Source organism: Amycolatopsis sp. NPDC004378, from assembly GCF_053602455.1.
Genome location: NZ_JBSGDR010000018.1, coordinates 163,244 through 189,483, shown reverse-complemented (window position 1 = coordinate 189,483; position 26,240 = coordinate 163,244). Strand labels below are relative to the sequence as shown.

The 26,240-nt window shown below is 72.7% G+C and carries 24 protein-coding genes; 9 read left to right on the top strand and 15 right to left on the bottom strand.

The window, feature by feature from the left end; genetic code table 11:
• Positions 1–9: 9 nt before the first annotated feature.
• From dapA to glmS, 3 genes are all read left to right on the top strand, one after another.
• The gene (dapA, locus tag ACWEN0_RS37535) at positions 10–873 is read left to right on the top strand and encodes a 4-hydroxy-tetrahydrodipicolinate synthase (RefSeq protein ID WP_451984507.1); all 864 of its coding nucleotides are present in this window, start codon (positions 10–12) and stop codon (positions 871–873) included.
• A 71-nt stretch (positions 874–944) separates the two neighbouring features.
• Entirely contained in the window at positions 945–1,217 is a 273-nt protein-coding gene (locus ACWEN0_RS37530) for a hypothetical protein (protein ID WP_451984505.1), read from the top strand.
• A gap of 13 nt (positions 1,218–1,230) precedes the next feature.
• Positions 1,231–3,054: a glutamine--fructose-6-phosphate transaminase (isomerizing) gene (glmS, locus tag ACWEN0_RS37525; RefSeq protein WP_451984503.1), complete on the top strand. Its 1,824-nt coding sequence runs from the start codon at positions 1,231–1,233 to the stop codon at positions 3,052–3,054.
• Positions 3,055–3,178: 124 nt separating this feature from the next.
• On the opposite strand, the gene ACWEN0_RS37520 is transcribed toward glmS, so the two are convergent.
• From ACWEN0_RS37520 to ACWEN0_RS37510, 3 genes are read right to left on the bottom strand one after another with little or no spacing between them, the layout of a single operon-like run.
• Positions 3,179–3,610 (bottom strand): pyridoxamine 5'-phosphate oxidase family protein, encoded by a 432-nt coding sequence (locus ACWEN0_RS37520; protein WP_451984501.1) that lies wholly within the window; start codon positions 3,608–3,610, stop codon positions 3,179–3,181.
• Positions 3,611–3,614: 4 nt separating this feature from the next.
• Positions 3,615–4,712, bottom strand: coding sequence for a cytochrome P450 (locus ACWEN0_RS37515; protein WP_451984499.1), 1,098 nt, complete (start codon positions 4,710–4,712; stop codon positions 3,615–3,617).
• Positions 4,709–5,245, bottom strand: a complete 537-nt coding sequence (locus ACWEN0_RS37510; protein ID WP_451984497.1) for a TetR/AcrR family transcriptional regulator — start codon at positions 5,243–5,245, stop codon at positions 4,709–4,711. The genes ACWEN0_RS37515 and ACWEN0_RS37510 overlap by 4 nt, the downstream gene beginning before the upstream one ends.
• 90 nt (positions 5,246–5,335) lie before the next feature.
• Between ACWEN0_RS37510 and ACWEN0_RS37505 the strand changes: the two genes are divergently transcribed.
• Both ACWEN0_RS37505 and ACWEN0_RS37500 read left to right on the top strand, forming a co-directional pair.
• Positions 5,336–6,355 (top strand): aldo/keto reductase, encoded by a 1,020-nt coding sequence (locus ACWEN0_RS37505; RefSeq protein WP_451984495.1) that lies wholly within the window; start codon positions 5,336–5,338, stop codon positions 6,353–6,355.
• On the top strand, positions 6,355–7,209 hold the full coding sequence (locus tag ACWEN0_RS37500) for an LLM class flavin-dependent oxidoreductase (protein ID WP_451984493.1): 855 nt from the start codon (positions 6,355–6,357) through the stop codon (positions 7,207–7,209). Before ACWEN0_RS37505 ends, ACWEN0_RS37500 begins: the two co-directional genes overlap by 1 nt.
• 1 nt (position 7,210) lies before the next feature.
• On the opposite strand, the gene ACWEN0_RS37495 is transcribed toward ACWEN0_RS37500, so the two are convergent.
• From ACWEN0_RS37495 to ACWEN0_RS37480, 4 genes are read right to left on the bottom strand one after another with little or no spacing between them, the layout of a single operon-like run.
• Positions 7,211–8,026 carry a carbohydrate ABC transporter permease gene (locus ACWEN0_RS37495; RefSeq protein ID WP_451984491.1) on the bottom strand — a complete coding sequence of 272 codons (816 nt, stop codon included), beginning with the start codon at positions 8,024–8,026 and terminating at the stop codon, positions 7,211–7,213.
• Complete coding sequence (locus ACWEN0_RS37490) at positions 8,023–9,087, bottom strand: carbohydrate ABC transporter permease (RefSeq protein ID WP_451984489.1); 1,065 nt, start codon at positions 9,085–9,087, stop codon at positions 8,023–8,025. Before ACWEN0_RS37490 ends, ACWEN0_RS37495 begins: the two co-directional genes overlap by 4 nt.
• A gap of 4 nt (positions 9,088–9,091) precedes the next feature.
• Positions 9,092–10,321, bottom strand: a complete 1,230-nt coding sequence (locus tag ACWEN0_RS37485; protein ID WP_451984487.1) for a sugar ABC transporter substrate-binding protein — start codon at positions 10,319–10,321, stop codon at positions 9,092–9,094.
• 25 nt (positions 10,322–10,346) lie between these two features.
• Positions 10,347–11,336: a LacI family DNA-binding transcriptional regulator gene (locus tag ACWEN0_RS37480; RefSeq protein ID WP_451984485.1), complete on the bottom strand. Its 990-nt coding sequence runs from the start codon at positions 11,334–11,336 to the stop codon at positions 10,347–10,349.
• Positions 11,337–11,452: 116 nt separating this feature from the next.
• Here ACWEN0_RS37480 and ACWEN0_RS37475 point away from each other — a divergent pair, with 116 nt between their 5' ends.
• Positions 11,453–13,477, top strand: coding sequence for an amylo-alpha-1,6-glucosidase (locus ACWEN0_RS37475; RefSeq protein ID WP_451984483.1), 2,025 nt, complete (start codon positions 11,453–11,455; stop codon positions 13,475–13,477).
• On the opposite strand, the gene ACWEN0_RS37470 is transcribed toward ACWEN0_RS37475, so the two are convergent.
• The gene (locus ACWEN0_RS37470) at positions 13,448–14,134 is read right to left on the bottom strand and encodes a class I SAM-dependent methyltransferase (protein ID WP_451984481.1); all 687 of its coding nucleotides are present in this window, start codon (positions 14,132–14,134) and stop codon (positions 13,448–13,450) included. The genes ACWEN0_RS37475 and ACWEN0_RS37470 overlap by 30 nt on opposite strands.
• A complete protein-coding gene (locus ACWEN0_RS37465) occupies positions 14,131–14,535 on the bottom strand; it encodes an SRPBCC family protein (RefSeq protein WP_451984479.1) in 405 nt (134 codons plus the stop codon). The genes ACWEN0_RS37470 and ACWEN0_RS37465 overlap by 4 nt, the downstream gene beginning before the upstream one ends.
• Positions 14,536–14,588: 53 nt before the next feature.
• Here ACWEN0_RS37465 and ACWEN0_RS37460 point away from each other — a divergent pair, with 53 nt between their 5' ends.
• Positions 14,589–15,005, top strand: coding sequence for a MarR family winged helix-turn-helix transcriptional regulator (locus ACWEN0_RS37460; protein ID WP_451984477.1), 417 nt, complete (start codon positions 14,589–14,591; stop codon positions 15,003–15,005).
• Between the two features lie 4 nt (positions 15,006–15,009).
• Here ACWEN0_RS37460 and ACWEN0_RS37455 read toward each other — a convergent pair whose 3' ends face one another.
• From ACWEN0_RS37455 to ACWEN0_RS37435, 5 genes are all read right to left on the bottom strand, one after another.
• Positions 15,010–16,965 (bottom strand): cellulose binding domain-containing protein, encoded by a 1,956-nt coding sequence (locus ACWEN0_RS37455; protein WP_451984475.1) that lies wholly within the window; start codon positions 16,963–16,965, stop codon positions 15,010–15,012.
• Positions 16,966–17,044: 79 nt separating this feature from the next.
• Entirely contained in the window at positions 17,045–20,362 is a 3,318-nt protein-coding gene (locus ACWEN0_RS37450; protein ID WP_451984473.1) for an error-prone DNA polymerase, read from the bottom strand.
• Between the two features lie 177 nt (positions 20,363–20,539).
• Complete coding sequence (locus ACWEN0_RS37445) at positions 20,540–20,974, bottom strand: VOC family protein (RefSeq protein ID WP_451984471.1); 435 nt, start codon at positions 20,972–20,974, stop codon at positions 20,540–20,542.
• A gap of 27 nt (positions 20,975–21,001) precedes the next feature.
• Positions 21,002–22,570 (bottom strand): DNA polymerase Y family protein, encoded by a 1,569-nt coding sequence (locus ACWEN0_RS37440; RefSeq protein WP_451984469.1) that lies wholly within the window; start codon positions 22,568–22,570, stop codon positions 21,002–21,004.
• 359 nt (positions 22,571–22,929) lie between these two features.
• A complete protein-coding gene (locus tag ACWEN0_RS37435) occupies positions 22,930–23,607 on the bottom strand; it encodes a hypothetical protein (RefSeq protein ID WP_451984467.1) in 678 nt (225 codons plus the stop codon).
• Between the two features lie 147 nt (positions 23,608–23,754).
• Between ACWEN0_RS37435 and ACWEN0_RS37430 the strand changes: the two genes are divergently transcribed.
• The gene (locus ACWEN0_RS37430; protein ID WP_451984465.1) at positions 23,755–24,246 is read left to right on the top strand and encodes a MarR family winged helix-turn-helix transcriptional regulator; all 492 of its coding nucleotides are present in this window, start codon (positions 23,755–23,757) and stop codon (positions 24,244–24,246) included.
• A gap of 3 nt (positions 24,247–24,249) precedes the next feature.
• Here ACWEN0_RS37430 and ACWEN0_RS37425 read toward each other — a convergent pair whose 3' ends face one another.
• The gene (locus ACWEN0_RS37425) at positions 24,250–24,807 is read right to left on the bottom strand and encodes a GNAT family N-acetyltransferase (protein WP_451984463.1); all 558 of its coding nucleotides are present in this window, start codon (positions 24,805–24,807) and stop codon (positions 24,250–24,252) included.
• A 189-nt stretch (positions 24,808–24,996) separates the two neighbouring features.
• Between ACWEN0_RS37425 and ACWEN0_RS37420 the strand changes: the two genes are divergently transcribed.
• Positions 24,997–26,205, top strand: a complete 1,209-nt coding sequence (locus tag ACWEN0_RS37420; RefSeq protein WP_451984461.1) for a glycosyltransferase — start codon at positions 24,997–24,999, stop codon at positions 26,203–26,205.
• Positions 26,206–26,240 lie beyond the last annotated feature (35 nt).

The window sequence follows — 26,240 nt, the reverse complement described above, 5'->3', positions numbered from 1 at the left end:
GTTCGGGTCATGACCGAATTCGGCGCCAACCTCGTCGCGATGGTGACCCCGATGGAGCCCGGCGGGGCGATCAGTGCCCGCGGCGTCGCCGGCCTCGTCGACCACCTGCTGGCCACCGGGTGCGACGGCCTCGTCGTCGGCGGGACGACCGGCGAGTCCCCCACCCTGACCGAACCGGAGTCCGCTGAGCTCGTCCGGGACGTGGCGGCTCGCGTTTCCGGTCGTGCCCGCGTGATCGCCGGCGTCGGCACGTACGACACGGCCGCGAGCGTCCGCCGGGCGCGCGCGGCGGAAGCGGCCGGCGCGGACGCGCTGCTGGTCGTCTGCCCCTACTACTCCCGGCCGACGCAGGCGGGCGTCATCGCCCACTGCGTCGCGGTGGCCGACGCGACCGACCTGCCGGTGATGCTCTACGACGTCCCGGCGCGGGCCGGTGTCGCGCTGGAAGCGCCGACGTTGATCGAGCTGGCCGGTCATCCCCGGATCCGCGCGGTGAAGGACGCCAAGGGCGACCTGTTCGAGGCGATGACGGTCATGGCGAGCACGTCCCTGGCGTACTACTGCGGCATCGACGAGCTGAACCTGCCGTACCTGGCGTGCGGCGCGGCGGGCGTGGTGAGTGTCGTGGCCAACGTGGCGCCCGACCGCACCGCGGACCTCATCACCGCCGTCCGCCGCGGCGACCTGGAGTCGGCGCGCACGCTCAACGACGCGCTGCTCCCGCTGGTGGAGACGGTCATGCGAGCGGGCCCCGGGACGACGGCGGCCAAGGCGGCCCTGGCCGAGCTGGGCGTCATCCCGCACGCGTCCGTGCGGCTCCCGCTGGTCGAGGCAGCAGGTTCACCGGCACACGCGCTGGCGACCGCGTCGTGAACTCGACACCCCAACCACTAAAGCTTGCCCGATTTCGGGCAAGAATTTGAAGTTCGCCGCACGGCCAGGGCATGATGGCCGGCGTGGCAGACACCGACATCGTCGAGCGCGTGGCCGCGTCCACCGGGCTGCCGCCGGGGGTCGCCGCCCGGGTCGTCGACGATGTCCTCGCCTACTACCGGACGTCCGCCGAGGCCTACGTCCGCCGCCGGCACGCCGAACTGCAGGCCGAGGGCCGGAAGAACCCCGAAATCTTCCCGTTGGTCGCCGCGGAGCTCCGGGGGCGGCTGGTGGCCGCGCCCGACCTGTCCGAGCGCCAGCTGCGGCGCATCGTCTACGGCTGAAAGAAGGCTCGCCATGTGCGGGATCGTCGGCTACATCGGCGGCCAGAACGCCGCCCCCATCCTCCTGGAGGGCCTGACCCGGCTCGAGTACCGCGGTTACGACTCCGCGGGCATCGCCGTGCTCGGCGCGAAGGGCGGCGCCCAGGTCCACCGCGTCGTGGGCCGGGTCCGCAACCTCACCGCGGCCCTGCCCAAGCGCCTGAGCGGCAAGGTCGGCATCGGTCACACTCGCTGGGCCACGCACGGGCCCGCGTCGGAGGACAACGCCCACCCGCACACCTCCGAGGACGGCCGCATCTGCGTCGTCCACAACGGCATCATCGACAACGCCGACGCGCTGCGCGCCCAGCTCGCCGACGCCGGTGTCGCGCTCACCTCCGAGACCGACACCGAGGTCCTCGCGCACCTGATCGCCCGCTCCGGCGCCGAAACCCTCGAAGACGCCGTCGTCGAAGCGGTTTCGCGGATCACCGGCACGTACGCGATCGCCGTCACCGACAGCGCGCACCCGGACCGGCTGGTGATCGCGCGCAACGGCTCGCCGCTGATCATCGGCGTCGGCGAGCGCGAGATGTTCGTCGCCAGCGACCTCGCCGCGCTCGTCCGGCACACCTCGCAGGTCGCGCACCTCGACGACGGCGAGTTCGCGACGGTCTTCGCCACCGGCTACCGCACCTTCACCGTCGACGAGAGCGACACCACCAAGCCCGCCACCGAGATCGACATCGCGGCCGAAGACCTCGACCTCGGCGGCTTCCCGCACTACATGGCCAAGGAGATCCAGGAGCAGCCCGAGTCCGTCGAGCGGATGATCCGCGGCCGGCTCGACGACCGCTTCGGCGTCGCCCGCCTCGACGGGCTCAACCTGACGCCGCGGGAACTGCGCGGGTTCAGCCGCGTGAAGATCCTCGGTTGCGGCTCGGCGTACTACGTCGGCCAGATCGGCGCGACGATGATCGAGGAGCTGGCCCGGATCCCGGCGGACGCCGAAGCCGCGTCCGAGTTCCGCTACCGCAACCCGATCATCGAGGCGGACACGCTCTACATCGCGGTCAGCCAGTCGGGCGAGACGATCGACACCGCGTTCGCCGTCGAGGAGATCAAGCGCAAGGGCGGCCGGGTCGCGGGCCTGGTCAACGTCGTCGGCTCGACGATCGCCCGCGCCTGCGACGGCGGCGTCTACCTGCACGCCGGCCCGGAGATCGCGGTCGCCTCGACCAAGGCGCTGACGAACATGGCCGTCGGGTTCGCGATGATCGCGCTGGCGCTGGGCCGGGTCCGCGATCTGTCCAATGCGGACGGTCAGCGGATCATCGACGCGATCCGCGCGCTGCCCGGCCAGATCAAGTCCGTTCTGGACGACGAGCCGTCGATCGCCGAGCACGCGAAGGCCGCGGCTGCCGCGAAAAGCCTGTTCTTCATCGGCCGCGTCCGCGGGTTCCCGGTGGCGCGGGAGGGTGCGCAGAAGTTCAAGGAGATCTCCTACCGCCACGCCGAGGCGTACCAGACGTCCGAGCTCAAGCACGGCCCGCTCGCGCTGATCGACGAAACGCTCCCGACGGTCGCCGTCGTGCCCGCCGACGAGCTGGCCGACCGCAACCTGGCCGCGGTGCAGCAGATCCGCGCCCGCGGCGGCGCGGTCCTGGCGGTGACGCACGAGGACGTCGACTTCGGCGAGCTGGACGTCCCGCGGATCGTGGTGCCGCGGACCGAGCCGGAGCTCGACCCGATCCTGCTGACCATCCCGCTGCAGCTGCTCGCCTACCACGCGGCGCTGACGCTGGGCTACGACATCGACAAGCCGCGCAACCTGGCGAAGTCCGTCACGGTGGAGTGAGGTCCAGCCACATCCGCAGCTGCCGGACGCGACCTGACTGCCGGGCCCGGGCCGGTTGGCATCTGGCGGGGCGCCGGCCGTCGCCGCCGGCGATTTACGCGGGTCTGCCGGGGCTGGTCGTGACCTACTCGCGCTCGATCTTGCGGAGGCCGGCCGACGGCGTCCACCACTCCACCACCAGCAGCGTCGCCGCCGGGTTGAGGTGCGTGTGGACCACTTCGGCGATGTCCACGCGGAAGCCGTCGCCGGTGTCGACCGCCCGGCCGGCGATCTTCGCTTCCCCCGGCCACTCCGCTTCGGCGCCCTCGACCGGGTCGACCGTCGCGCTGTGCACCGCCAGCCGCGGGTCGCGCTTCAGGTCGGCGCCCTTGCGCGCGTCCGGCATCGAGCCGAACGTGAGCTCGCCGTCCTTGAAAACCAGTTCGATGCCCGAGATCCGGGGCGAGCCGTCGGCCCGGAGGGTCGCCATCGTCTTGTGCCGATGCGCGTCGAACAGCTCCCGCACGCGCTGAGCGAATCCGGGTTCCGCCGCTTCGACCTCACGCCACGCCGTCATACCGTCATGATGGCAGCCATCTCGCGTGCACACCCGGAGGTTTGCGGAACACCAGCCCGTTCGGCGCGGACGGCTCCGCGAGCGTGATCCCCGGCAGCCGGTCGAGCACGGTCTCCACGGCGATCCGCGTCTCCAGCCGGGCCAGGTCGGCACCCAGGCAGAAGTGCGGGCCGTGCGCGAAGGCCAGCTGTTTGCGCAGGCCGGGACGGCTCGGGTCGAACACGTCCGGGTCCGGGAACACCGCGGGATCGCGGTTGGCGGCCGTGAGCGACACCGTCACGAGGTCGCCCCGGGTGATCGACGCCCCGCCGAGCGGGACGTCGCGGGTCGCGTACCGGTCGACCACCGCCGCCGCGGGTTCCAGCCGCAGCGACTCCTCGATGGCGTCCGGGAGGTGCACGCCGGGCTTCGGGTCGCGCAGGAGGTGCAGCAGGAGGTTGGCGATCATGCCTTCCGTGGTCTCGATGCCGCCGAACATCAGCACCGCCGCGTTCGAGACCACCTCCGGCAAGGCCAACGCCGAGGCCGCGTCCGTCAGCACCGAGCGGCGCCCGACCGAGCCCTCGAGGTGCGCACGCAGCTCGCCGAACGCTTCCACGCCGCGGGAGTCCGCCGGACGTCCGGCCGAGATGTCGTCCACTGTGGACACAATCGCGTCGTACCACGCCAGCACCCGGGACGAGTCGGTGTCGTCCAGGCCGAGCGCGAAAGCCACCACGGCGACCGAAAGCGGCCCGGCCAGCGAACGCCGCAGCTCAGCTCGCCCATCGGCGGCGAACCCGTCGACCAGCCGGGCGCATTCGGCGCGGACGAACCCTTCGAACCGCTCGGAGATCTCCCGCGGCCGGAAGTGCCGCGAAAACGGCGCCCGGTGCCGCGTGTGCTCGGCCGCGTCCCGCGACAGCATCGACGGGCCGACGACCTGGGCCGTCGAAAAGCGCGGGTCGTCGACGGTGAAGGTCGCCGCGTCGCGCATCACCTGCAGCGCCAGGTCGTGCCGCGTCACCAGCCAGCCGTTCAACGCCGGCAGCCAGGCCACCGGCTCGGTCGCCCGCAGGCGCGCCAGCAGCGGGTACGGGTCGGTCGTGAGCTGCTCGATCACGCCCGCAGCCCCGCGATCAGCAGCCCGACCAGCCGCCGCGCGTCGTAGTCCGGGTTGTCCTCCGCGCCGATGCACAGGTTGCCGACCCCGCGCATCAGCTCGAGCGGACGCACCCGCGCGGTCAGCTCGGCCGCTTCGAGCAGCTCGGCGCACACCGGGACCAGCCGGTCGAGGAAGTACGCGTGCAGCGTGTCGAAGCCGTCGCCCTGCAGGACCCCGGCCAGGCCGTGCTTGGTGACCAGGAAGTCGACGAACAGGTCGATCCACTGCGCCAGCGCCTCGTGCGGCGAACCGGCCGAGGCCAGCAGCGACGGACCCGCGGCTGCGCACGCCTCCACCTGGTGCCGGTAGACGGCGATGATCAGGTCCGCCCGCGTCGGGAAGTGGCGGTAGATCGTGCCCATCCCGACCCCGGCCTTCGCGGCGATGTCGCGGACCGGCGCGTCGACCCCGGACGCGACGAAGACCGCGGCCGCCGCGTCGAGCAGCGTCTTCTCGTTGCGCTGCGCGTCGGCGCGTTTGGGTCTGCCCACGTGTCCTCCCGGGTTGCTAAACGGAACACTGCTCCGTATTGTTAGCGGAGCAACGTTCCGTTTCACCATGATGTCACGGAGGACCCTCCCATGCAGTACCGCACCCTGGGCCGCACCGGCGTCCAGGTCAGCACCCTCGCGCTCGGTGCGATGAACTTCGGCGCGATCGGCCGCACCACCCAGGACGAGGCCACCGCCCTCGTCGACGCCGCCCTCGAAGGCGGCATCAACCTGATCGACACGGCCGACATGTACGGCCAGGGCGAGTCGGAGGTGATGGTCGGCCGGGCGATCAAGGGCCGTCGCGACGGCCTGGTCCTCGCCACCAAGGCCGCCATGCCGATGGGCGACGAGCGCAACCACCAGGGCAGCTCCCGCCGCTGGCTCAGCAAAGCCCTCGACGACAGCCTGCGCCGCCTCGACGTCGACCACGTCGACCTCTACCAGGTCCATCGCTGGGACCCGCGCACCAGCGACGAGGAAACGCTTTCCGCCCTGACGGACCTGCAGCGCGCGGGCAAGATCCGCGCCTTCGGCTCGTCGACGTTCCCGGCGTACCGGATCGTCCAGGCCCAGTGGGCCGCGCGCGAGCACCACCTGACCCGGTACACCACCGAGCAGCCCAGCTACTCGATCCTGCAGCGCGGCATCGAGTCGCACGTCCTCCCGGTGACCCAGGAGTACGGCCTCGGCGTGCTGGCCTGGAGCCCGCTGGCGTCCGGCTGGCTGTCGGGCGCGGTCCGCGCCGGCCAGGAGATCGGCACCAACCGGTCGCGGGTCCTGCCGCAGCGCTTCGACCTCGCCGACCCGGCCAACCAGGCCCGGCTCGACGCCGTCGAAAAGCTCGCCAAGCTGGCCGGCCAAGCGGCGCTTTCGCTGATTCAGCTCGCGCTCGGGTTCGTGACCGCGCACCCCGGTGTGACCAGCGCGTTGCTCGGGCCGCGCACGCTCGATCACCTGAAGTCCCAGCTCGAGGCGGCCGACACGGTGCTGCCCGCCGACGTGCTCGACGAGATCGACACCATCGTCGCGCCCGGCGTCGACCTGGCCGCCCACGAGAAGTTCGACACCCCGCCCGCCCTGCTCGACCCGTCCCTCCGGAGGCGTTGATGACCAGCTTCGGCATCATGACCGCGCCCATGAACGTGGGCTACGCCGAAATCCAGCGCGTCTGGCGCGAAGCCGACGCGATCCCCGAGATCGAGCACGCCTGGCTGTTCGACCACCTCATGCCGATCGGCGGCGACCCCGACGGCCCGATCTTCGAAGGCTGGACGCTGCTCTCGGCGCTGGCCGCGCAGACCGAGCGGATCCGGCTCGGCCTGATGGTGACCAGCAATCGCTTCCGCCCGCCCGCCGTGCTGGCGAAGATCGCGACCACGGTGGACATCGTGTCCGGCGGCCGCCTCGACTTCGGCATCGGCGCCGGCTCCCGCCCGAGCCATCCCCTGGCCCGCCGCGAATACGACGGCCACGGCCTGCCCTACCACACCCAGGACGACGCCGTCGCCGCGCTCGCCGAGGCCTGCACGGTCATCCGTCGCTTGTGGACGGAGGAGGTACCGTTCGACTTCGACGGCGAGTACGTCAAGCTCAAGGGCGCCTTCGGGAACCCGAAGCCGGTGCAGCGGCCGCACCCGCCGATCATGATCGGCGGCCGGGCGAGCGCGACGCTGCGCGTGGTCGCCGAACACGCGGACCAGTGGAACATCCCGGGCGGCGGCGACATCGAGGACCTGGCGGGGCGCAGCAGGCTGCTCGACCGCTACTGCGACGAGATCGGCCGCGACCCGGCGTCGGTCACCCGCTCGATCTTCCTGCCCGTCGACTACGACAAGCCCGCTGCCACCAGGGAAAAGATCGAAGAGGCGGTCGGCGCCGGGTTCGGCCACGTCGTGCTCGGCCTGGCGAACCCGTACCCGGACGGCGTCGTGCGGTGGGTCGCCGACGAGCTGATCCGCTGACCTACTTGTCGGCGCCTTCGTAGCTGCCCTGGGTGAACCGGCGCGAGAAGACGAAGTAGACGATCGCGACCGGCAACGTCATCAGCAGCGCCGCGGCGAGCTTCAGCGGGAACTGGTTGCCCTGGCCCAGTTCGCCGGACACCAGGCTCGCCACACCGCTGGTCAACGTGTTCAGCGCCGGGTCCTGCCGCGACACGATGTAGTGCGGCAGCTCGTTCCAGGAACCCTGGAACGACAGGATGGTCACGGTGATCAACGCCGGTTTCGACATCGGCAGCACCACCGACCAGAACGTGCGGAAGGGGCCCGCGCCGTCGATCCGCGCGGCCTCCTCCACGCTCACCGGCACGGTGTCGAAGAACTGCTTCATGATGAACACGCCGGCGCCGTCGACGAGCAGCGGGATGATCATGCCCGCGTAGCTGTCGTACATCCCGAACTGGTTGAGCACCAGGAACTTCGGGATCAGCAGCACCACGCTCGGGACCGCGATGACCGCCAGGACGGCCCCGAAGACCGCGTTCCGGCCGCGGAAGCGCAGCCGGGACAGGGCATAGCCGGCCAGGGAGTCGAAGACGACCCGGCCGACGGTGATCGCCACCGAAACGAACACCGAGTTCGCTGCCCACCGCGGGAAGTCCTGCTCGGCGAGCGTCCGGAAGACGCTGGCGGACCACTCCCGCGGCCAGGGCAGGAGCGGGTGGGCGGTCGCGTCGGCGTCGGTCTTGAAGGCCGTCGCGAGCTGGATGAGGAAGGGGTAGACGTACAGCGCCGCGACCAGGACGAGGACCGCGTACCCGAGCCAGCGTTTCTTCATCGGCGCTCCCGCAGGGCCCAGCGCTGCACCAGCGTGAAGGCCACGATCACGACGAACAGGAGGAACGCGATCGCCGCGCCCTGGCCCCACTGGTGGCCGATGAACGACGACGAGTAAGACAGGTAGGCCGGGGTCAGCGTGGTGTTGGCCGGGTTGCCGCGGCTGAGCACGTAGACCTGGTCGAAGACCTGCCAGGTCCCGATCAGGCCGAGCGTCAGCACCAGGAACAGCGTCGGCCGCAGCTGCGGCAGGGTGACGCGCCAGAAGCGCTGCCACGTCGTCGCGCCGTCGATCAGCGCGGCCTCGTCGACCGACGGCGGCAGGTTCTGCAGCGCCGCGTAGAACATCAGCATGAACCCGCCGGTGGAGGTCCAGACGACGAGCACGATGATCGAGCACATCGCCACGCTCGGGCCGGCCAGCCAGTCCCACCAGGACAGTCCGAGGAACCCGTGGCCCGTCAGCGCGGACGGCGGGTTCGCCGGGTCGCCGACGGCGAGGTGGAAGATCCCACGCGGGTCGGCGAACCAGCTCGGACCGTCCACTCCGAACAGTTTCAGCGCGGCGTTCACCGTTCCGGTGCTGGAGAACAGGAACAGGAACACCACGGAGATGGCGACCGAGCTGGTGACGGTCGGGAAGTAGAAGGCGGTCCGGAAGAACTGCCGCCCCTTCAGCTTCTTCTGGTGCAGCACCAGCGCGAGGAACAACGCCAGCGCCGTCTGCAGCGGTACGACGAACAGCACGAAGTAGCCGTTGTTGCGGACGCTGGTGGCGAAGTTCTGGCGCGTCAGCCCGGGTTCGGTGAGCAGCGCGGCGTAGTTGTCCGTGCCGACGAAGTTCACCCGGGAGGAGAACGGGCTGCCGTTGCCGGTCCAGTCGCTGACGCTCACCCAGAGCGCCATCAGGATCGGCAGCACCATGAACAGGCCGAGCACGACCAGCGTCGGGGTGAGGAAGAGCCAGCCGGCCCGGCCGTCGCGCCGGAGGGGGCGGCGGCCCCGGGTGCCGCGCGGGGGTGCGGCACCCGGGGTCACCGGCGTGGCGAGCAGCGTGCCCACGGCGTCACTGCCCGAGCGCGGCGGCGGTGTTCTGCTGCAGCTGCTGCAGGATCCGCTTCGGGTCGGCGCCCGGCAGCTGCTGCAGCTGGGCGTCGAAGTCGGTCAGCACGGGGTCCATCTTGGCGAGCGTGACGGGCCCGTGCGCGTACTCGGCACCGGCGACGAACGCCGACTGCGCGGGAAACTTCTGCTCGTACTGCGCGCGCACGGACTGCCGCGACGGGATCACGCCGAACGCCTCGGCGAACGCGAGCTGCTGCTGCGGCTGCATGAACGAGTCGACGAGCTGCTTGGCCTGCTCCTGGAACTTGCTCTTGGCGGCGATGCCCCAGCACTGCGTGAACGACAGCGTGCCAGGCCCGGCCGGGCCGGCGGGCAGCGCGACGACGCGGTACTTGACGTTCGGGTAGTCCTTCTTCATGCCGCCGGCCAGCCAGTTGCCGTCGATGCTCATCGACGCCTTGTGCTGGCCGAACGCCTCGCCGGAGTCCCCGGCGCCGATCTGCTTCGGGTACTTCGCGACGCCGGAAGAGAGCAGGTCGCGGACGTAGGTGAGGGCCTGGAGGTTCTGCGGGGTGTCCGCGGTGGCCTTCTTCTGGTCGGCGTCGAGCGACCAGCCGCCGGCCTGGACCAGGAACGCGCCGATCCGGTCGCGGGTGTCGTTGAAGACCAGCCCGGTGCGGCCGCCGGTGGTCAGCTTCCGCGCGACGGTCTTGAGCTGGTCCCACGTCTTGGGGACGTCGTCGCCGGTCAGCCCGGCCGCGGCCCAGTCGTCGGTGTTGATCGCCAGGCCCAGGGTCGAGAAGTCCTTGGGAGCGCAATAAAGCTTGCCGTCCTTGGTGAACGTCGTGCGCAGCGTCGGGTAGAGGTCGTCCTTGTAGGACAGTCCGTCGCCGTAGGGCAGCATTTCGTCGGCGTAGCCCTGGAACTTGGTGGCGTCGACGGCGAAGACGTCCGGCGGGCTGCCCGCCGCGAAGCCCTGGCTCAGCTGCTGCGCGAGGTCGTTGGCGCTGATCACCTCGGCCTTGTTGCCGTCCTTGCCCCAGGCCGCGGCGGCGTCCTGCATCGCCTTGGTTTCGGCGCTGCCGCTGGCGGCGATCATCACCTTCAGCGTGGCGGGCCCGGCCTGCTGGGTGGCGGGCTTCGACGAGTCGTCGAAACCACTGCCGCAAGCGGAAAGCGGGAGCAGCAGGCCGGCCGCCGCGAAGGCGGCCACAGTTCGGCGGGGAAGCATCGATCCTCCTTGATCGTGCGGGGACTCAGGTCGTGCGCAGGACGAGGTGCGGGGTGAACAGGGTGGTCGCGGGCTCGGTCTGCCCGCGCAGGATGGTCCGCAGCTGCCGCACGCACTCGGCGGCGACGTCGGAGATGGGCTGCGCGACGCTGCTCAGGCCCAGCACCGCGGCGGTCGGGGTGTCGTCGAAGCCGATGACGGAAGCGTCGGCGCCGGGGCGGATGCCGCGGTCGCGCAGTTCGGCCGTCACGCCGAGGGCGAGGGAGTCGCTGGCGCAGACGAAGGCAGTCGGGTGGTGCGCGTCGAGCAGGCGGGCGGCGGCCGAGCGGCCACCCTCGACGCCGTCGTACACCGCGACCTGCGGGCCTTCGCCCACCGCGGCCGCGGCCAGGCCGGCGGCCCAGCCCGCGCGGCGGTCGTCACCACTGCCCGAGCCCTCCGGCCAGCCGACGAAGGCGATCTTCCGGTGGCCCTGGCGCACCAGGTGGTCGGTGGCCAGGCGGGTGCCGGCGGCGCCGTCGACGTCGACCCAGGGGTGGGTGTCCTCGGCACCCCACGGGCGGCCGAAGGACACGAACGGCAGCTCGCGCTCGAGCAGCCAGCGGGTGCGCAGGTCGTCGTGGTGGGTGTTGGTCAGCACGAAGCCGTCGATGCCGACCGACGCGATCAGGTCGGCGTAGGCGCGGGTCTCGGCTTCGTCGTCGGCCGCGGTGAACAGCATGATCCGGTGGTCGAAGCGTTCGGCGGTCGCCGTGAGCGAGTGCAGGAACTGGTCGAGGACGACGCCGCTGACGCCGTTGCCCGACGGCGGGATGCAGAGCCCGATGATCTGCGAACGCGTCGTGCGCATCTGCCGCGCGGCGGTGTTCGGGCGGTAGCCCAGCTTCTCGATGGCGGCCTGGACGCGTTCGCGCGTCTCCGGGCTGACGACCTCGGGCGAGTTGATCACGTTCGAGACGGTCTGGCGCGACACAGCGGCCTCCTGGGCCACCGAGTTCAGCGTGGGCCGTCCCATGTGTTCGCCTCCGGTTTGAACGTTCAACTGGCGGCAACTTTGACCCCTGCGGCGTTGAGCTGTCAAGACCTCGGATCCAGTTGACATTCTTTCGTTTGATCGATCCAATCGTAGGCATGGCCGACCTTCAGCCCCTGCTCCACGACCTCGCGATCGCCCTGCACGCGCCGACCGTCGTCCTGTCCGGCCGGGACGGGCAGATCCGCGCCGGCGGAACCCAAGGGCTCCTGCACGGTGACCTGCGGCTGCTCAGCGAAGCCGTCGTGACGGTCGACGGGGACGAACCGGAGGCCATCGGCGGCGACGAACCCGGCGCCGGCCACGCCCGGTTCACCGGGCTGCTGCGCCGGCTCGGCCGGCCGGGGCCCGACCCGACCGTGTGGCTGCGGCGCGACCGGCGCGTCACGGCGGACGGGATGACCGAGGAGCTCTCGCTCGTCTCGACCGGCGGGGTGAGCCGCCGCCACGTCGTGGAAGTGGTGCTGGCGGCCGACTTCGCACCGATCGACGAGATCAAGTCGGGGGGCCGTCGCGCGCCCGTCGTCCCGGACGGCATGCGGTGGACCACGGACTCGGCGGTCTCCGAGGTGACGGCCGAGGGCGCCGAAGCCGTCGCCGACGGCCCCCGCGTCCGGCTGCGGTGGACCGTCGAGGGCCCGGCCACCCTGCGCTGGTCAGTGCGGGTGTCCGACGAGCGGGCGCTGTTCGTCCCGGGCGGCACGCGACTGCCGCGTCCTTCGGTGCACGCCGACGACCGCCGCCTCACGGCGTTGCTCGACCGGGCGCTCGACGACCTCGACGGCCTCCTGCTCGCCGAGCGCGAGCACCCCGCCGACGCGTTCGCCGGCGCGGGCGCGCCGTGGTTCCTGACGTTGTTCGGCCGCGACAGCCTCTGGGCGGCGCGGCTCGCGTTGCCGCTCTCGGTGGACCTCGCGGGCGGCACGCTCCGGACGCTCGCCCGGGCGCAGGGCACGCGGCACGACCCGGCGACCGGCGAAGCGCCGGGCAAGATCCTGCACGAGCGGCGCCGGGATCCGATCGAGCTGCACGACGCGTCGCTGCCCGCCGAGTACTACGGGACGGTCGACGCGACGGCGTTGTGGGTGTGCCTGCTGCACGACGCGTGGCGCTGGGGCCTGCCCGAGGACGAGGTCCGCGACCTGCTGCCGACGCTGCGGTTCGCGCTGTCCTGGATCACGGGCGCCGCCGACTCGGACGGCGACGGGTTCGCCGAATACCGCGACGAGAGCGGCCGCGGCCTGGCCAACCAGGGCTGGAAGGACTCGGGCGACGCGGTCCGCTTCTTCGACGGCGAGCAGGCGAAGCCGCCGATCGCCCTGGCGGAAGTCCAGGCGTACCAACACGAAGCCGTCGAGCGCTCGGTCACGTTGCTGACTGCCCTCGGCGAACCATGCGACGGCCTCGCCGAGTGGGCGTCGGCGCTGCGGACCCGCTTCCGCGACCGGTTCTGGGTGTCCACTTCGGACGGCCACTACCCCGCTTTGGCCCTGGACGGCGACAAGCGCCCGGTCGACGCGCTGACGAGCAACATCGGCCACCTGCTCGGCACCGGCCTGGTCTCCGCCGCGGAAAGCACGTCGATCGGGGCCCTGCTGCTGGACTCCTCACTGGCGTCGGGATTCGGCCTGCGCACGATGAGCGCGTCGGCCGGGGGCTATTCGCCGCTGAGCTACCACTGCGGCTCGATCTGGCCCCACGACACGGCGGTCGTCGTCCGGGGTCTGCAGCGCTCCGGCCAAGGTCCGCTGGCCGCTTCGCTGGCCGCGCAACTGCTCACGGCCGCCCCGGCGTTCGGCTACCGGCTGCCGGAGCTGTTCTCCGGGCACGGTCCCGACGAGACGTCGGCGCCGCTCCCCTACCCGGCGTCCTGCCGCCCGCAGGCCTGGTCGGCGGCGGCCGCGGTGACGCTGCTGATGGCGTTCCTCGGCTTGGACGCCGACGTCCCGGCCGGGACGGTGACGCTGTCCCCGCCACGGCCGAGCCCGGTGGGTGCGGTGCGAGTCCAGGGCCTGCCACTGGCGGGCGGCACCCTGGACGTCGCGATCAACGCGGCCGGCGAAGTCACCGAACTGCGGCTGCCACCGGGCTTTTCACTCCTTCCGGAACAGGGCGGCGAGTAGGAACGGGACGCCGAAGAGGCCGCCCTTTTCGGCCATCGGGCGGAGTTCGACCTCGGTGTAGCCGGCGAAGAGGCGGCGCAGTTCCGCCGGGGTGTAGGCGAGGCCGCCGTGGAGGCTGCCGTCGCGGTAGAGCTGCGCGTCCGGGAGTTCGGTGCCGGAGTTCGCGTCACCGGTGCCCGCGGCGAAGCACACCAGGCCGAAGTGACCGCCGGGTTTCAGGTACCGGTCGAGCAGCGCCAGGTAGCTGATCCGCCGGTGCGGGGCGAGGTGGTGCAAGCAGCCCGAGTCGCAGACCAGGTCGTACGCCTCGTGCGGCAGGTCCATGGCGAAGATGTCGGTTTGGTGGAACCGAAGGCCGGGTGCGCGTTCCCGCGCCCACGCGATGGCGGACGCCGAGCCGTCGACCGCGTCGACTTCGTAGCCCGCCTCGGCGAGCCGCCGCGCGTTGCGTCCTGGGCCGCACCCCAGTTCCAGCGCGCGGCCGCCGTCGAGCGGGCCTTCGCGGAGCCAGGCGTCGAGGTTCTCGTCGGGCCGGTCGGCGAAGAACGGGATCGGGCGGTCGCGGTCTTCGTAGAAGCCGTCCCAGGAAATGGGGGTGCCGACCAGGTCGTCGAGCATGCGCAGCAGGTCGTCGAGGGTTCGGATTTCGCGGTTCACCGTTCGACGCGCTCGCGGACCGCGCGCAGCTCCTGGTCGACCACCGCCATCTGCGCGTCGACCGCCGCGGGGTCGGTGTCCGCGGGGAAGAACAGGCTGAAGATCAGCTCGGCGCCCGTCAGGTTGGGCACCACGCGCGTGAACAGGCCCAGGTTCGGCGCGTCCGCGCTGACGACGTCGACCACGCCGTGCGCCTTGGCCGCCTTCACAACGACCTGCCGCGGGCCGGCTTCGGTGTGGACGCGCCAGATTTCGTCGTGGTCGTGCTCGATGGCGGACGCGAAGCCCGGCGCCCACTCCGGCACGTGGCGGGGGTCGGCGAGGTAGTCGAAGACCTGCTCGGGCGAGGTGGCGACGGAGATCGAGCGTGTCTCGGCGCGCCCTGGCGCGAATGATGTCATGACCCAAACGATACGCATCTGCTTATCATCTGTCCACGCGTAAGATTTCGCCGGTGAACGAGGACGACGATCTCGGGGCCCTCTGCGCCGGCGCGGGCCGGGTGCTGGCCGAGGCCGAGCGGCCCGTGCTCGAGGAGCACGGGCTTTCGATGTGGCAGTACGTGGTGCTGTCCGCCCTCTCCTCCGGGGCGGCGGCGAGCCAGCTGGCCCTGGCCCAGCAGATCCACTACGACAAGACCCGCTTGATCGCCCTGCTGGACGGCCTGGAGGCGGCCGGGCTGGTCGTCCGCGAGCCGGACCCGGCGGACCGCCGCGCCCGCATCGTCCGGCTGACCCCGTCCGGCGCGCGAAGGCACGCTTCGGTGCGCGCCGGAATCAGGGTGGTCGAAGACCGGCGGCTGGCGGGCCTGGACGCCGACGCGCAGCGCGTGCTGCGGTCGGCGCTGGCCCACCTGGCCAATTCGGGCTGACCGCTCAGCCGAGGGCGCACACCTCGCCGTTCAGCCGGAATGCCGTCGGCAGGATGTTCGGGCCGCTGTAGTCCGCTACGAACCCGATGTCCGCGGCCAGGGCAGCCGATGACGTCACCTTCACCGCCGACCCCTCCTGGGTCCACGTTCCGTTCCACCCGCTCGTGATCCGCTGGCGCGCCGTCGGCCAGGTGAACGTCAACGTCCAATCACCCACCGGGGCCGCCGAAGCCACGTGGATCCCGCCGACGAAACCGCTCGCCCAGTCGTTGACGTCGGTCAGCCGGACCGTGCAGCCGCTCGCCGACGGCGCGCCGGTCGTCAGCGTCAGCGGGGGTGACGCCCACGAGACGTTGCCCGCGCCGTCCCGGGCCAGGACGTTCACCGTGTACCGGCTGCCCGGGACCAGGTTGCCGACGGTGAGCGACGTGCCCGTCGTCTCGCCCCACTGCTCGCTGACCACGCCCACCTGGCGGTACACCTCGTACTTCACGCCCGGCGCCGACGCGGGCCAGCTGATCGTCGCCGTGCGGTCGGTCGTCGTCGCCGCCGGGCGGCCCGGTGCGCTCAGCGCCGGGGCCGCGGAGTGCAGCACCACCGTCGTCAGCGAGTACGGCGGCAGCGTCCGGTCCCACGAAGACGCGCGGGTGATCGACGTCGCGCCGTTCGTGAAAGTGGAGACCTCGGCGACGGACGAAGAGCCGAGGTTCACCACGCGCGCCGCGGACGGATCCTCGTTCACCAGCAACACCGCCAGGTCCCCGTTCGGCCGGCGCACCGCGTGCGCGTCGACCAGCGGGTCGTCCGAGCCCGCCCGGACGAACTGGTCGCCGGGACGCGCGAACGTGCTCAGCATCTTCACGGCGTAGTAGGGCGCGAACGGTGTGTTGAGCGCGGGTTCGCAGCCGCCCGCCAGGCAGGTCGCGCTCGACAGCAGGCCGAAGTCGGCGTAGTCGGGGTAACCGGCCACAGTGGACAGTGCGGTCGCGCCGTTGTGCGTGTCCCACCAGTCGACCGTGAAGACGCCGTTTTCCAGCATGGCCGTGTACGCCTCGGCCGCGAACAGCGCGCCGGGCTGGGTGTTCATGCCCACCGGCGTGTTCGTCTCGGTCAGGGCGATGCCCAGCGGCTTGCCCGCGTAGCGCGTGATCTGCTCGCGCACCAGGTAGAGCATGTCTTCCACCTGCTCGGTCTTCGTGAGCGCCTCCGCGGCCGTCGCCCCGCCCGGGTACCAGTGCAGCACGGCGAAGTCGACGTGCGGCCCCGCGATCGAGAGCACCGTCTGGTTCCACGCCGCGGTGTCGCCGGGGCCGACGATGCCGTCGGGCCAGTTCGCCGGGGTCGTGAGCACCACGCCGATCCGCACCGACGGGTCGACGGCCTTCATCGCGTCGGCGTAGGCCACGACGCCGGCGGCGTACCCGGCCGGGCTCTTGTCCTCGTGGTCGTCGGCCTCCCAGTTCGCGCCGTAGTGGCCGTTGCCGTAGAGCTCGTTCCCGATTTCCCAGTAGCGGACGCCGTAGCCCTTGGTGACGTTGGCGTAGCGCACCCAGTCGGCGGCCTCCTGCGGCGTCCCGGTGCCGTAGTTGGCGATGACGATCGGCTGCGCGCCGGCCCGCCGGACGCCGCCCATGAACGTGTCGAAGTCCGTGCCGGGCGCGACGTAGCCGCCGGGCGCGGTGTTGTCCTTCCAGTGGTAGATGTCGCCGTAGGAGCCGCCGGGGTAGCGCATCGTGCGGACCCCGGCGCCGCCGAGGAGGTCGGCCACGGCATCGGTGCCGAGCTGGCTGTCCCACACCGCGTGGTTGACGCCGAGCGCGGTGTCCGGCACGGTGGCCAGCCCCGCTTTGACGTTGACTGTGACGGTCGTTTCGGGCGGCGCCGCCGCGGCCGCCGGTACGGCCGCCACGAGCACCGCGGCCACCGGCCACGCCGCCCAGCGCAGACGTCGAGCTGTCATCGAAGGTCCATCCTCTCGTGGGCACGAACGGATGGCTGGGAGCGCTCTCAGAGCAGAGAACCAGGACCGGGCCCGGAAGTCAACGGAAGTCCCGGGACGGGCCCGCCGCCATCCGGAGGTCGAGGCGCTCGAGCCGGTCCGCGACGAGCGTGACGACTCCCTCGGCCGCCTGGACCCGGCCGCGGACCAGCAGCGCCGCGCTCGTGCGGGCGACCAGCCGCTGCCGGGCCCACAACCCCGGCGAGACCAGGACGTTCGCCATGCCCGTCTCGTCCTCGACGTTGAGGAACGTGATCCCGCCGGCGGTCGCGGGCCGCTGCCGGTGCGTGACCGCGCCGCCGACCCACACCCGCGTCCCGTCCGGCACCCGCGTCAGCTCGGCCGTCGTGATCGCGCCGCGCGCGGCCAGGAACTCGCGCAGGTACTCCACCGGGTGGCTGTCCGGCGAGACGCTCGTGGCCCACAGGTCCGCGGCCGTGACCTCGAGGCGCGTCATGCCCGGCAACGCGGGCGCGTCGAGGCCCGGGGCCAGGCCGGGGAGGTGCCCGGGCCGGGTGGCCGCCGCGGCGCCGGCCGCCCAGAGGTCCTGCCGCCGGTCGCCGCCGAACGCGCCGGCCGTCGCCAGCGCTTCGACGGCGTTCTTCTTCAGCTGGACGCGGCGGGTGAGGTCGCCGACGCCGGCGTACGGGCCGTTCGCGGCGCGTTCGGCGACGATCTCGTCCGCGACGGCGTCCCCGAGGTGCCGGACGCCGGCGAGGCCCAGCCGGAGCGCGACGCCGCCGGTGCTCCCGGCGTCGGGTTCGAGCGTCGCGTGCGCGAGGCTGGCGTTGATGTCCGGCTCCCGGACGCGGACGCCGTGGCGGCGCGCGTCGGCGACCAGCGACTGCGGGCTGTAGAAGCCCATCGGCTGCGCGCGCAGCAACCCGGCGCAGAACGCGGCCGGGTAGTAGCGCTTGAACCACGCGCTCGCGTACACCAGCAACGCGAACGACATCGAGTGCGCCTCGGGGAAGCCGTAGCCGGAAAAGGCGTGGATCTGCTCGAAGATCCGCGTCGCCAGCTCGCGGTCGAGGCCGTTGCGCGCGCAGCCGTCGAAGAACCGCGCCATCAGCGCCCGCATCTTCGCGCTCGACCGCTTGGCACCCATCGCCCGGCGCAGCCGGTCGGCCTCGGCCGGGGTGAACGACGCGACGTCGACGGCCATCTGCATCACCTGCTCCTGGAACAGCGGCACCCCGAGCGTCCGGTCCAAACTGGACGCCAGCAGCGGGTGGGCGTGTTCCCACTGCTCGTCGCCGCGGCGGCGCCGGATGTACGGGTGCACCGAGCCGCCCTGGATCGGGCCGGGCCGGATCAGCGCGACCTCCACGACGAGGTCGTAGAACTTCCGCGGCCGCAGCCGCGGCAACGTCGCCAGCTGGGCGCGGGACTCCACCTGGAACACCCCGACCGCGTCCGCCTCGCAGAGCATGTCGTAGACCGCCGGATCGGCGAGGTCGAGCTGCCCGATGTCCACAGTGGACCCGTGGTGGGCGGCGACCAGGTCGATCGTGTAGTGCAGGGCGGACAGCATGCCGAGGCCGAGCAGGTCGAACTTGACCAGCCCGACGGTCGCGCAGTCGTCCTTGTCCCACTGCAGCACGCTGCGGTCGGCCATGGTGGCCCATTCGACCGGGACCACTTCGGACACCGGCTGCTTCGAGATGACCATGCCGCCGGAGTGGATGCCGAGGTGGCGCGGGAAGTCCTCGATCCGGGCGGCCAGCTCGAGGACGTCGGCGGGGATCTCACCGGCCGCCTGCTGTTTCGTCGCCGCGACGCCGCCCCAGCGGTCGACGAGCTTGCCGAAGGCGTCCTGCCGGCCGGGGCTGTGCCCGAGCGCCTTCGCGGCGTCGCGGATCGCGGACGGCGCCCGGTAGGTGATGACGTTCGCGACCTGCGCGGCGTGGAAGCGGCCGTGCTTCTCGTAGACGTACTGGATCGCTTCCTCGCGCCGGTCGGACTCGATGTCGATGTCGATGTCCGGCGGGCCGTCGCGCTCGGGGGCCAGGAACCGCTCGAACAGCAGGTTCCACTTCACCGGGTCGGCGTGGCAGATCTCCAGCGCGTAGCAGACCGCCGAGTTCGCGGCCGAACCCCGGCCCTGGCAGAGGATCTTCGCCTCCTTGCAGAACCGGACGATGTCCCACACCACCAGGAAGTAGCCGGGGAAGCCGAGGGCCTCGATGATGGCGAGCTCGTGGTCGAGCTGGGCGTAGGCCTTCGGGTTCTCCTCACGCGGCCCGTACCGCTTCGCCGCGCCCGCCCGGGTCAGCTCGCGCAGGAACGACATCTCGTCGTGCCCGGGCGGGACCGGGAACGGCGGCAGGTCCGGCGCGACCAGGGTCAGGTCGAACGCGACCTCGACGCCCAGCACGGCGGCGCGCCCGACCGCGCCCGGGTAGCGGCGCTCGAACCGCCGCCGCTGCTCCATCCCGGAGCGCAGGAACGCCTGGCCCGACGGCGGCCGCCAGCCCTCGAGGTCTTCGGCCGAGCGCCGGGCGCGGACGGCGGCGACCATCTCGGCCACGACGGCGTCGTCCGGGCGGGCGTAGTGCGCGTTGTTCGAGACGACGGTCGGCAGCCGCAGCTCGCGGGCCAGCTCGTCGAGCTGGTCGTTGACCGCGTCGTCGAGGGGCAGCCGGTGGTCGATCAGCTCCACGGCGACGTGCGAGCGCCCGAACCAGCCGACGAGCCGCGCCAGCTCGGCCCGCGCGGCGGCGGGCCCGTGCTCGGCGAGCGCGCGGCGGACCGGCCCCTTGCGGCACCCGGTCAGCACGACGACGTGCCCGGCCAGCTCGCCGACCAGCTCCTCGAGGTCGTAGACCGGACGGCCCTTCTCCCCGCCGGCGATCTGGGCGCGGGAGATGACGCGGCACAGCCGGTGGTAGCCCTCCTGCCGCCGGGCGATCACCAGCAGGTGCGAGCCCTTCGGGTCCGGTTCGCCGGTCTGCGGCGCGGGCAGGTCGAGCGACAGCTCGGCCCCGAAGCCGACCCGGACGCCGAGCTCGCGGGCGGCGTCGTTGAACCGGACGGCGCCGTACATGCCGTCGTGGTCGGTCAGCACCAGCGCGTCGAGCTCGAGCCGCGCGGCCTCCTCGACGAGCGTCTCGGGGTGCGAGGCCCCGTCGAGGAAGCTGAAGTTGGAGTGGACGTGCAGTTCGGCGTAGGGCGCCCGGATCCGGTCACCGCCGTCGTCCAGGCTCCGGCGGTCCCGCAGGTCGCCGGGCGCACCGGCGTACCCTTCGCGTTTGCGCGACCACGCGGGCGAGTCGGAGCCGTCGCCGGGCAGCGGCGCGCGCCCGGAGGCGACCCGCTCCACCTCCGACCACGGCACGCTCGGATTGTTGAACGCCAAAACCAGCTCCCCACAACGAAAACCCGCCAGGGGGAAGCCGGCGACTACGGTTCGAACACACGGACGACTGCGGTAGGTCGATCCTGTGCCGGGGAGCCCGCGGTGTCAACTGTGGACGAAGCGGAGTCGGCACCGTCACACGTCAGGGGCGCCGCGGGCCCGGGTCTTGGACGAAGGTCAGTCGAGGCAGAACTCGTTGCCCTCGATGTCCTGCATCACGATGCAGGACTCGTTGTACTCGTCGGCGAGCAGCACGTCCACGCGGCGCGCGCCGAGCGCGGTCAGGCGGTCACACTCGGCCTGGAGGGCGGCGAGGCGCTCGTCACCGACGAGCCCGGTGCCGACCCGCACGTCGAGGTGCACCCGGTTCTTGACGACCTTGCCTTCGGGGACGCGCTGGAAGTACAGCCGCGGCCCGACGCCCTCGGGATCGCCGCAGACGAACCCCGCGCCCTGGCGTTCCGGCGGCAGCGAGGCGCTGAACTCCGCCCAGCTCCCGAACCCCGCCGGCGGTGGCGGGACGACGTACCCCAGCACCTCGCACCAGAACCGGGCGACGCGCTCGGGTTCCGCGCAGTCGAACGTGACCTGTACCTGCCTGACTGTCCCCATGCGTCCACCCTAGTGCTCGGCGGCCGGTCAGTCGTACACGCCCTCGACCGTCCACTGTGGATCCGGCCCGGCGGTGACCCGGAGCAGCAGCGCGAGGTCGTCGCGCTCGCCTTCCAGCACGACCTGCACGCGGGCGGCCGGGGGCTCGCCCCGCGCGGGCAGCGGCGGGTGGACCACCCACGGCCCGGCCGAGCCGAGCACCCGGCGCACCGGGCCGCCGTCGACCGCGACCGTCGCCGGCGGGTAGCTCAGCTCGCCGCGAGGCGTGCAGCGGACGGGGTCGCCGACGGCGTCGAGCACCGCCGCCGCGGGTGGCCGGGGCGGCACGCGGGCCGGCGACGGCGGAGGCAGCCGTCCCGGCCAGGGCCGGTCCTCGACCGCGGACCGCCGCGGCTCGCCCCACGGGACCAGCCGGACGCGCTCGGCCGGCCCGCGGCCGCCGTCCAGCAGCGGCGTCACGACGGCGTCCGGGCCCAGCAGGCCCTGGATGCGCACCAGGGCGCGGGCCGCGCGCTCGGCGGCGTCGGCGTCGCGGCCCATCGAGCCGAGCTGCAGCTGCAGCGCCTGCCCGCCGACGACTTCTTCGGGGTCGAGCCGCAGCCGGACGATCCCGGCGGTGGGCCGGTCGCGCTCGGTGAGCCAGCCTTCGCACTGCCAGCGGACGCGGTCGGCGGTCGAGCGGGCGGTGAGGGGCTCGGCGCAGCGCCAGACGCGCACGCGTTCTTCGCCGGCTTCGGTGACGGCGACGATGGCCAGGCGGGTGCAGGCGAGCCCGTGGCCGGCGAGACCGGCGAAGAAGCGTTCGCCGAGGGTCTTCGCGACGAAGGCGGCTTCGTCGACCCTCCTCAGCGGGTCGTCGAACTCCTCGGTGACGGCCAGGTCCGGCGGCAGGGCGCGGCGCAGGGGCGGCCGCTCGGAGAGGCCGCGGGCGAGCCGGTGGGCGAGGACGGCGTCCCGGGGGAAGCGGCCGGCGACGTCGCGTTCGGCGAGGGCGGCGAACGCGCCGAGGGTGCGCAGGCCGAGCCGCTGCAGGAGCCCGACGAGCTCACCGCGGTCGTCGCCCGGCTGGTCCAGTTCGGCGATCGAGAGCGGCGCGAGGAAGGCGTTCGTGCCGCCGGGCGGAACGAGGGCGGAGCGCCGCGCGGCGAGGGTCGCGGCGAACAGGCCGTCGGCGATCCCGACCTGGCATTCGACGCCGGCCCGCGCCGAGACCTCGTTGATGAGCAACTCGGCGAGGGCCTCTTCGCCGCCGAAGTACCCGGCGGCCCCGGCGACGGGCACGGCGACGATCCCGGGCCGCACGACCTCGACCCCGACGGCCTGGCCTTCGACGGCGGCGGCGACGGGTTCGAAGAGCCGGGCGTCGCGATCGGGATCGTGCTGGTGCACCACGAGATCCGGACACCGCGACTGCGCGTCCCGCCGCCGCATGCCGCGTTTGACACCGTCGCGGCGCGCGGCGGCGGAGCAGGCAACGACCCGGCTGGCGGAGAAGACCGCGGCGGGAGCGAGGGGCGGCGTGCCGACGGCGGCTCCCGCGGCGACGACCGGCCAGTCCGGGCACCACAGCACCAGCAGCCGTGGTGAACCGCTCATCCCGCGAGTTCGGGCGGTGCGGTCACGGGCAGTTCGCTTGCGGCGCCACCACGATCGAACGCCGAAACCACGACCACCCCGGCCCGCCGCTCATCGCACGACCCCGGCCGAACGCCGCACCACAGGCGAACTCCACGACCGCGGCGGGCACCAGACCCCTCATCGCCCGCCCTCCGAAGCGCTCGGCCGAAGCACCGCAGACGAACCCCACGACCGCGGCGAGCACCAGACTCCTCATCGCCCGCCGCCCGGCCGAAGCGCCGCAGGCACCAAGCCACTCACCGCACGATCCCGCGGCGCGCGGCCGGGTGTGAACCCGCGCCACGCGGCCAATCGCTTCGGCCGCAGCGAAAACCGGCTCACCCGGCCACCTCGACGAGCCGGCGCTCCGACGACCCGCTCGTCAGCTCGCCACCCGGCCCGGGCAGTTGCAACCGGACCGACAGCGGCCGGGCCGCCGAACCGCGGCCACGGCTCGTCGCCACCACGTCACGGGCCCGCAAGTGCCCGTAGCCGTCCGCGGTGAGGCCGTGCCAGCGGCGGCCGGAGACCCGCAGTTCCACGTCCGCTCCCGGCCACGGCCCCAGCGTCAGCAGCACCGCGCCGCGGTTGCGGACGCGGGCCGCCAGCCGCCGCGCGAGTGCGGGCTGCACGCTCACCGGGCCCAGCACCACCAGGTCGAACCCGTCCACCAGCGCCGACAGCACGGCCGTCAGCTCCGCGCCCGGGTGGGGCACCAGCGCGATCCGGTCCAGGTCGACGCCCAGCTCCGCCGCCGCGGCCAGGCCCAGCTCCGGGAGGGCCGTCACCGCCGCCCACGAGCCGTCGCGGGTTGCCGCCGCCACCAGCGCCAGGACCAGCGAGGTCGCGCCGGCCACCGCCACCGTCGTGCCGCGGCGCAGGCCGCCGCCGGGCAGGAGGCCGGCCAGGGGTGGCAGCACCGTCAGCACGTCTTGGTCCCGGCTCAGCTGTCCCGCGGTGCGGACACCCGGGATCGCCGCGAGCCCGGCCGGCGCCTCCGACGCGTCCGCCACCACCGCTCACCTCCAGCACCACGTACTCGCACCGGGCGAACCCAGGAGAAAGTCATCGAACACTTGTTCGCATAGTGCGAGACGGGAGGGCCCGCTGTCAAGCCGGGGGTCACCCCGCCGGGGCAGGCCCGTTTCCGGCACACTTGAAGGATGACCCGCACGAACCCGGGCATTGACGCCGCGAGTGTCGACTCGCTGACCGACGCCGTCCTCACCGCGTCCCGGCTGCTGGTGGCGGTGTCCGTCCGGTCGATCGCCGCGGCCGAGGGCAGCCTGACCCTGCCGCAGTTCCGGCTCCTCGTCGTGCTCCACACGCGCGGGCCGCTCAAGCACGCCACGCTCGCCGACTACCTCGGCGTCACGCCGTCGACGGCCAGCCGGATGGTCGACAGGCTGGTCGGCGGCGGGCTCGTCGACCGCCAGCACAGCCCCGTTTCCCGCCGCGAGATCGTGCTGGAGATCACCCGGGAGGGGGCCCGGATCGTCCGGCAGGTGACGACCCGGCGGCGCAAGGAGATCGCCAAGATCGTCGCGAAGATGCCGGAGGACAGCCGGCAAGGACTCGTCGACGCGCTCACCGCGTTCGCCGAAGCAGGCGGGGAACCACCCGCCGACGCGGCCCCCGAAGCCATCTGGGGCTGAACTTCAGACCACCCGGCTCACGATCCACGCGTGCGCGCCGACCTGCCGCACGCGGGTGAACCCGGACTCCTCGAACAGCTCGACGGTGGCGCTGAACAGGAACCGGCCCGCCGCCTCGCGGCCGGCCGTCACCTCCGAGATCGCCTCGACGAGCCCGCCGCCCGCCGCCGCGATCTGCGCCACCGCTCCCGCCAGCGCCGCGCGAGCGACGCCCGAACGCCGGTGCTTGCGGTCGACGAAGAAGCACGTGATCCGCCAGTCCGGCCGCGGGGGCGCGTCCTTCTCGTACTCGCGCCGGTGCTTGATGCGGGGCAGCTCGTCCGGGCCGCCGTACTGGCACCACCCCTGCGCGACGCCGTCTTCGTCGAGCACGAGGGCGGCGTGCGCGCCGCCGGTGCGGACGCGTTCTTCCTTCAGCGCCCGGCGCACCGGCCCGCGCCGGGTGCCTTCCGGGTGGAAGCCCAGGCACCAGCAGCCGCCGAAGACGCCGTTGTTGCGCTCGACGAGCTCCGCGAACACGTCCCACGTCGAGGCGTCCAGCGGCCGGGTGCGGTAGGGCACGGCCGGATCCTACCGCGAACCCGGCGCGGTTCGGCCCAACCGTTCGTCACTACAAGTGTTGCTGACTGCGACAAGAAGAACTCCCCGCCCCCTTCAAGGTATAGCGCACCCCCGGGCTTGCGGCAAGGCCGGGGTGGTCCCCCACAATGGCCGGCCTAAGGCCACCACCAGGGAAAACGGGGGAAGTACATGCGGGTGTTGTTGACGAGCTGGGGATCGCGCGGGGATGTCGAACCGCTCGTGGGGCTCGCGGTCGCGGTGCGGGAGCTCGGCGGGGAGGCGCTGGTGTGCGTGCCTCCCGACGACGACTTCGTGACGCTGCTGGCGCGGGCCGGGGTGACGCACGTGCCGCTGGGCCCGACGGTCCGCTCGGTCGTCGCCGGGCCGAAGCCGCCGGGCGCGGCCGAGGCGTTCAAGCTCGCGCCGGCGCTGGTCGCCGCGCGGTTCGAGACGCTGATGGCGGCGGCCGAGGGGTGTGACGCACTGCTGGCGACCGGGCTGATGCCGGCGGGCGCGCCGGACGTCGCCGAGAAGCTGGGCCTGCCCTACGTGCTGGGGTGCTTCCACCTGCTCGGGCTGCCGTCGCGGCACTTCCCGCCGGGGCGGCGGCCGGGCACGCCGTCCTCGCCGGACGCCGACAACCGGACGCTGTGGAAGCAGGACGCCGAGCGGGTGAACGACCTGTACGGCCCGGCGGTCGACGAGCACCGGGCGGCGATCGGCCTGCCGCCGCTGGACAACGTCCGCGACTACGTCTTCACGGACCGGCCGTGGCTGGCGGCGGACCCGCTGCTGTGCCCGTCGGAAGGCATGACGGACCTCGACGTGCTGCAGACCGGCGCGTGGATCCTGCCCGACGACCGGCTGCTGCCGGACGACCTGAAGGCGTTCCTCGACGCGGGCGAGCCGCCGGTCTACGTCGGTTTCGGCAGCATGGCCGCGTATGCGCCGGAGGGCATCGCGCGGGTGGCGATCGAGGCGGTCCGCGCGCAGGGCCGCCGGATCGTGCTCGCCCGCGGCTGGGCCGGGCTGGCCGCGATCGACGACGCCGACGACTGCTTCGTCGTCGGCGAGGTCAACCAGCAGGCGCTGTTCGGCCGGGTGGCCGCGGTCGTGCACCACGGCGGCGCGGGCACGACCACGACGGCGTCCCGCTCCGGCTCGCCCCAGGTGGTCGTCCCGCGGATCGCGGACCAGCCGCTGTGGGCGGCGCGGGTCGCCGAACTCGGCATCGGCGCGGCACACCTGGACCCGACGCCGACGTTCGACTCGCTGTCCGCCGCGCTCACCACGGCGTTGGCCCCTGAAACAGCCAAACGAGCGAAGGCCGTCGCCCGGGAAATCCGTTCCGACGGCGCGATGGTGGCGGCGAAACACCTCGCCGAGCTGACCGGGTGAGCACCGGGGGCGGCACTTTCCCGGGAAAGTGCCGC

Coding starts and splice junctions, on each gene's coding strand:
- dapA (WP_451984507.1), top strand. CDS start 10: ATGACCGAATTCGGCGCCAACCTCGTCGCGATGGTGACCCCGATGGAG.
- ACWEN0_RS37530 (WP_451984505.1), top strand. CDS start 945: ATGATGGCCGGCGTGGCAGACACCGACATCGTCGAGCGCGTGGCCGCG.
- glmS (WP_451984503.1), top strand. CDS start 1,231: ATGTGCGGGATCGTCGGCTACATCGGCGGCCAGAACGCCGCCCCCATC.
- ACWEN0_RS37520 (WP_451984501.1), bottom strand. CDS start 3,610: ATGACGGCGTGGCGTGAGGTCGAAGCGGCGGAACCCGGATTCGCTCAG.
- ACWEN0_RS37505 (WP_451984495.1), top strand. CDS start 5,336: ATGCAGTACCGCACCCTGGGCCGCACCGGCGTCCAGGTCAGCACCCTC.
- ACWEN0_RS37500 (WP_451984493.1), top strand. CDS start 6,355: ATGACCAGCTTCGGCATCATGACCGCGCCCATGAACGTGGGCTACGCC.
- ACWEN0_RS37495 (WP_451984491.1), bottom strand. CDS start 8,026: ATGAAGAAACGCTGGCTCGGGTACGCGGTCCTCGTCCTGGTCGCGGCG.
- ACWEN0_RS37485 (WP_451984487.1), bottom strand. CDS start 10,321: ATGCTTCCCCGCCGAACTGTGGCCGCCTTCGCGGCGGCCGGCCTGCTG.
- ACWEN0_RS37480 (WP_451984485.1), bottom strand. CDS start 11,336: ATGGGACGGCCCACGCTGAACTCGGTGGCCCAGGAGGCCGCTGTGTCG.
- ACWEN0_RS37475 (WP_451984483.1), top strand. CDS start 11,453: ATGGCCGACCTTCAGCCCCTGCTCCACGACCTCGCGATCGCCCTGCAC.
- ACWEN0_RS37465 (WP_451984479.1), bottom strand. CDS start 14,535: ATGACATCATTCGCGCCAGGGCGCGCCGAGACACGCTCGATCTCCGTC.
- ACWEN0_RS37455 (WP_451984475.1), bottom strand. CDS start 16,965: ATGACAGCTCGACGTCTGCGCTGGGCGGCGTGGCCGGTGGCCGCGGTG.
- ACWEN0_RS37445 (WP_451984471.1), bottom strand. CDS start 20,974: ATGGGGACAGTCAGGCAGGTACAGGTCACGTTCGACTGCGCGGAACCC.
- ACWEN0_RS37440 (WP_451984469.1), bottom strand. CDS start 22,570: ATGAGCGGTTCACCACGGCTGCTGGTGCTGTGGTGCCCGGACTGGCCG.
- ACWEN0_RS37430 (WP_451984465.1), top strand. CDS start 23,755: ATGACCCGCACGAACCCGGGCATTGACGCCGCGAGTGTCGACTCGCTG.
- ACWEN0_RS37420 (WP_451984461.1), top strand. CDS start 24,997: ATGCGGGTGTTGTTGACGAGCTGGGGATCGCGCGGGGATGTCGAACCG.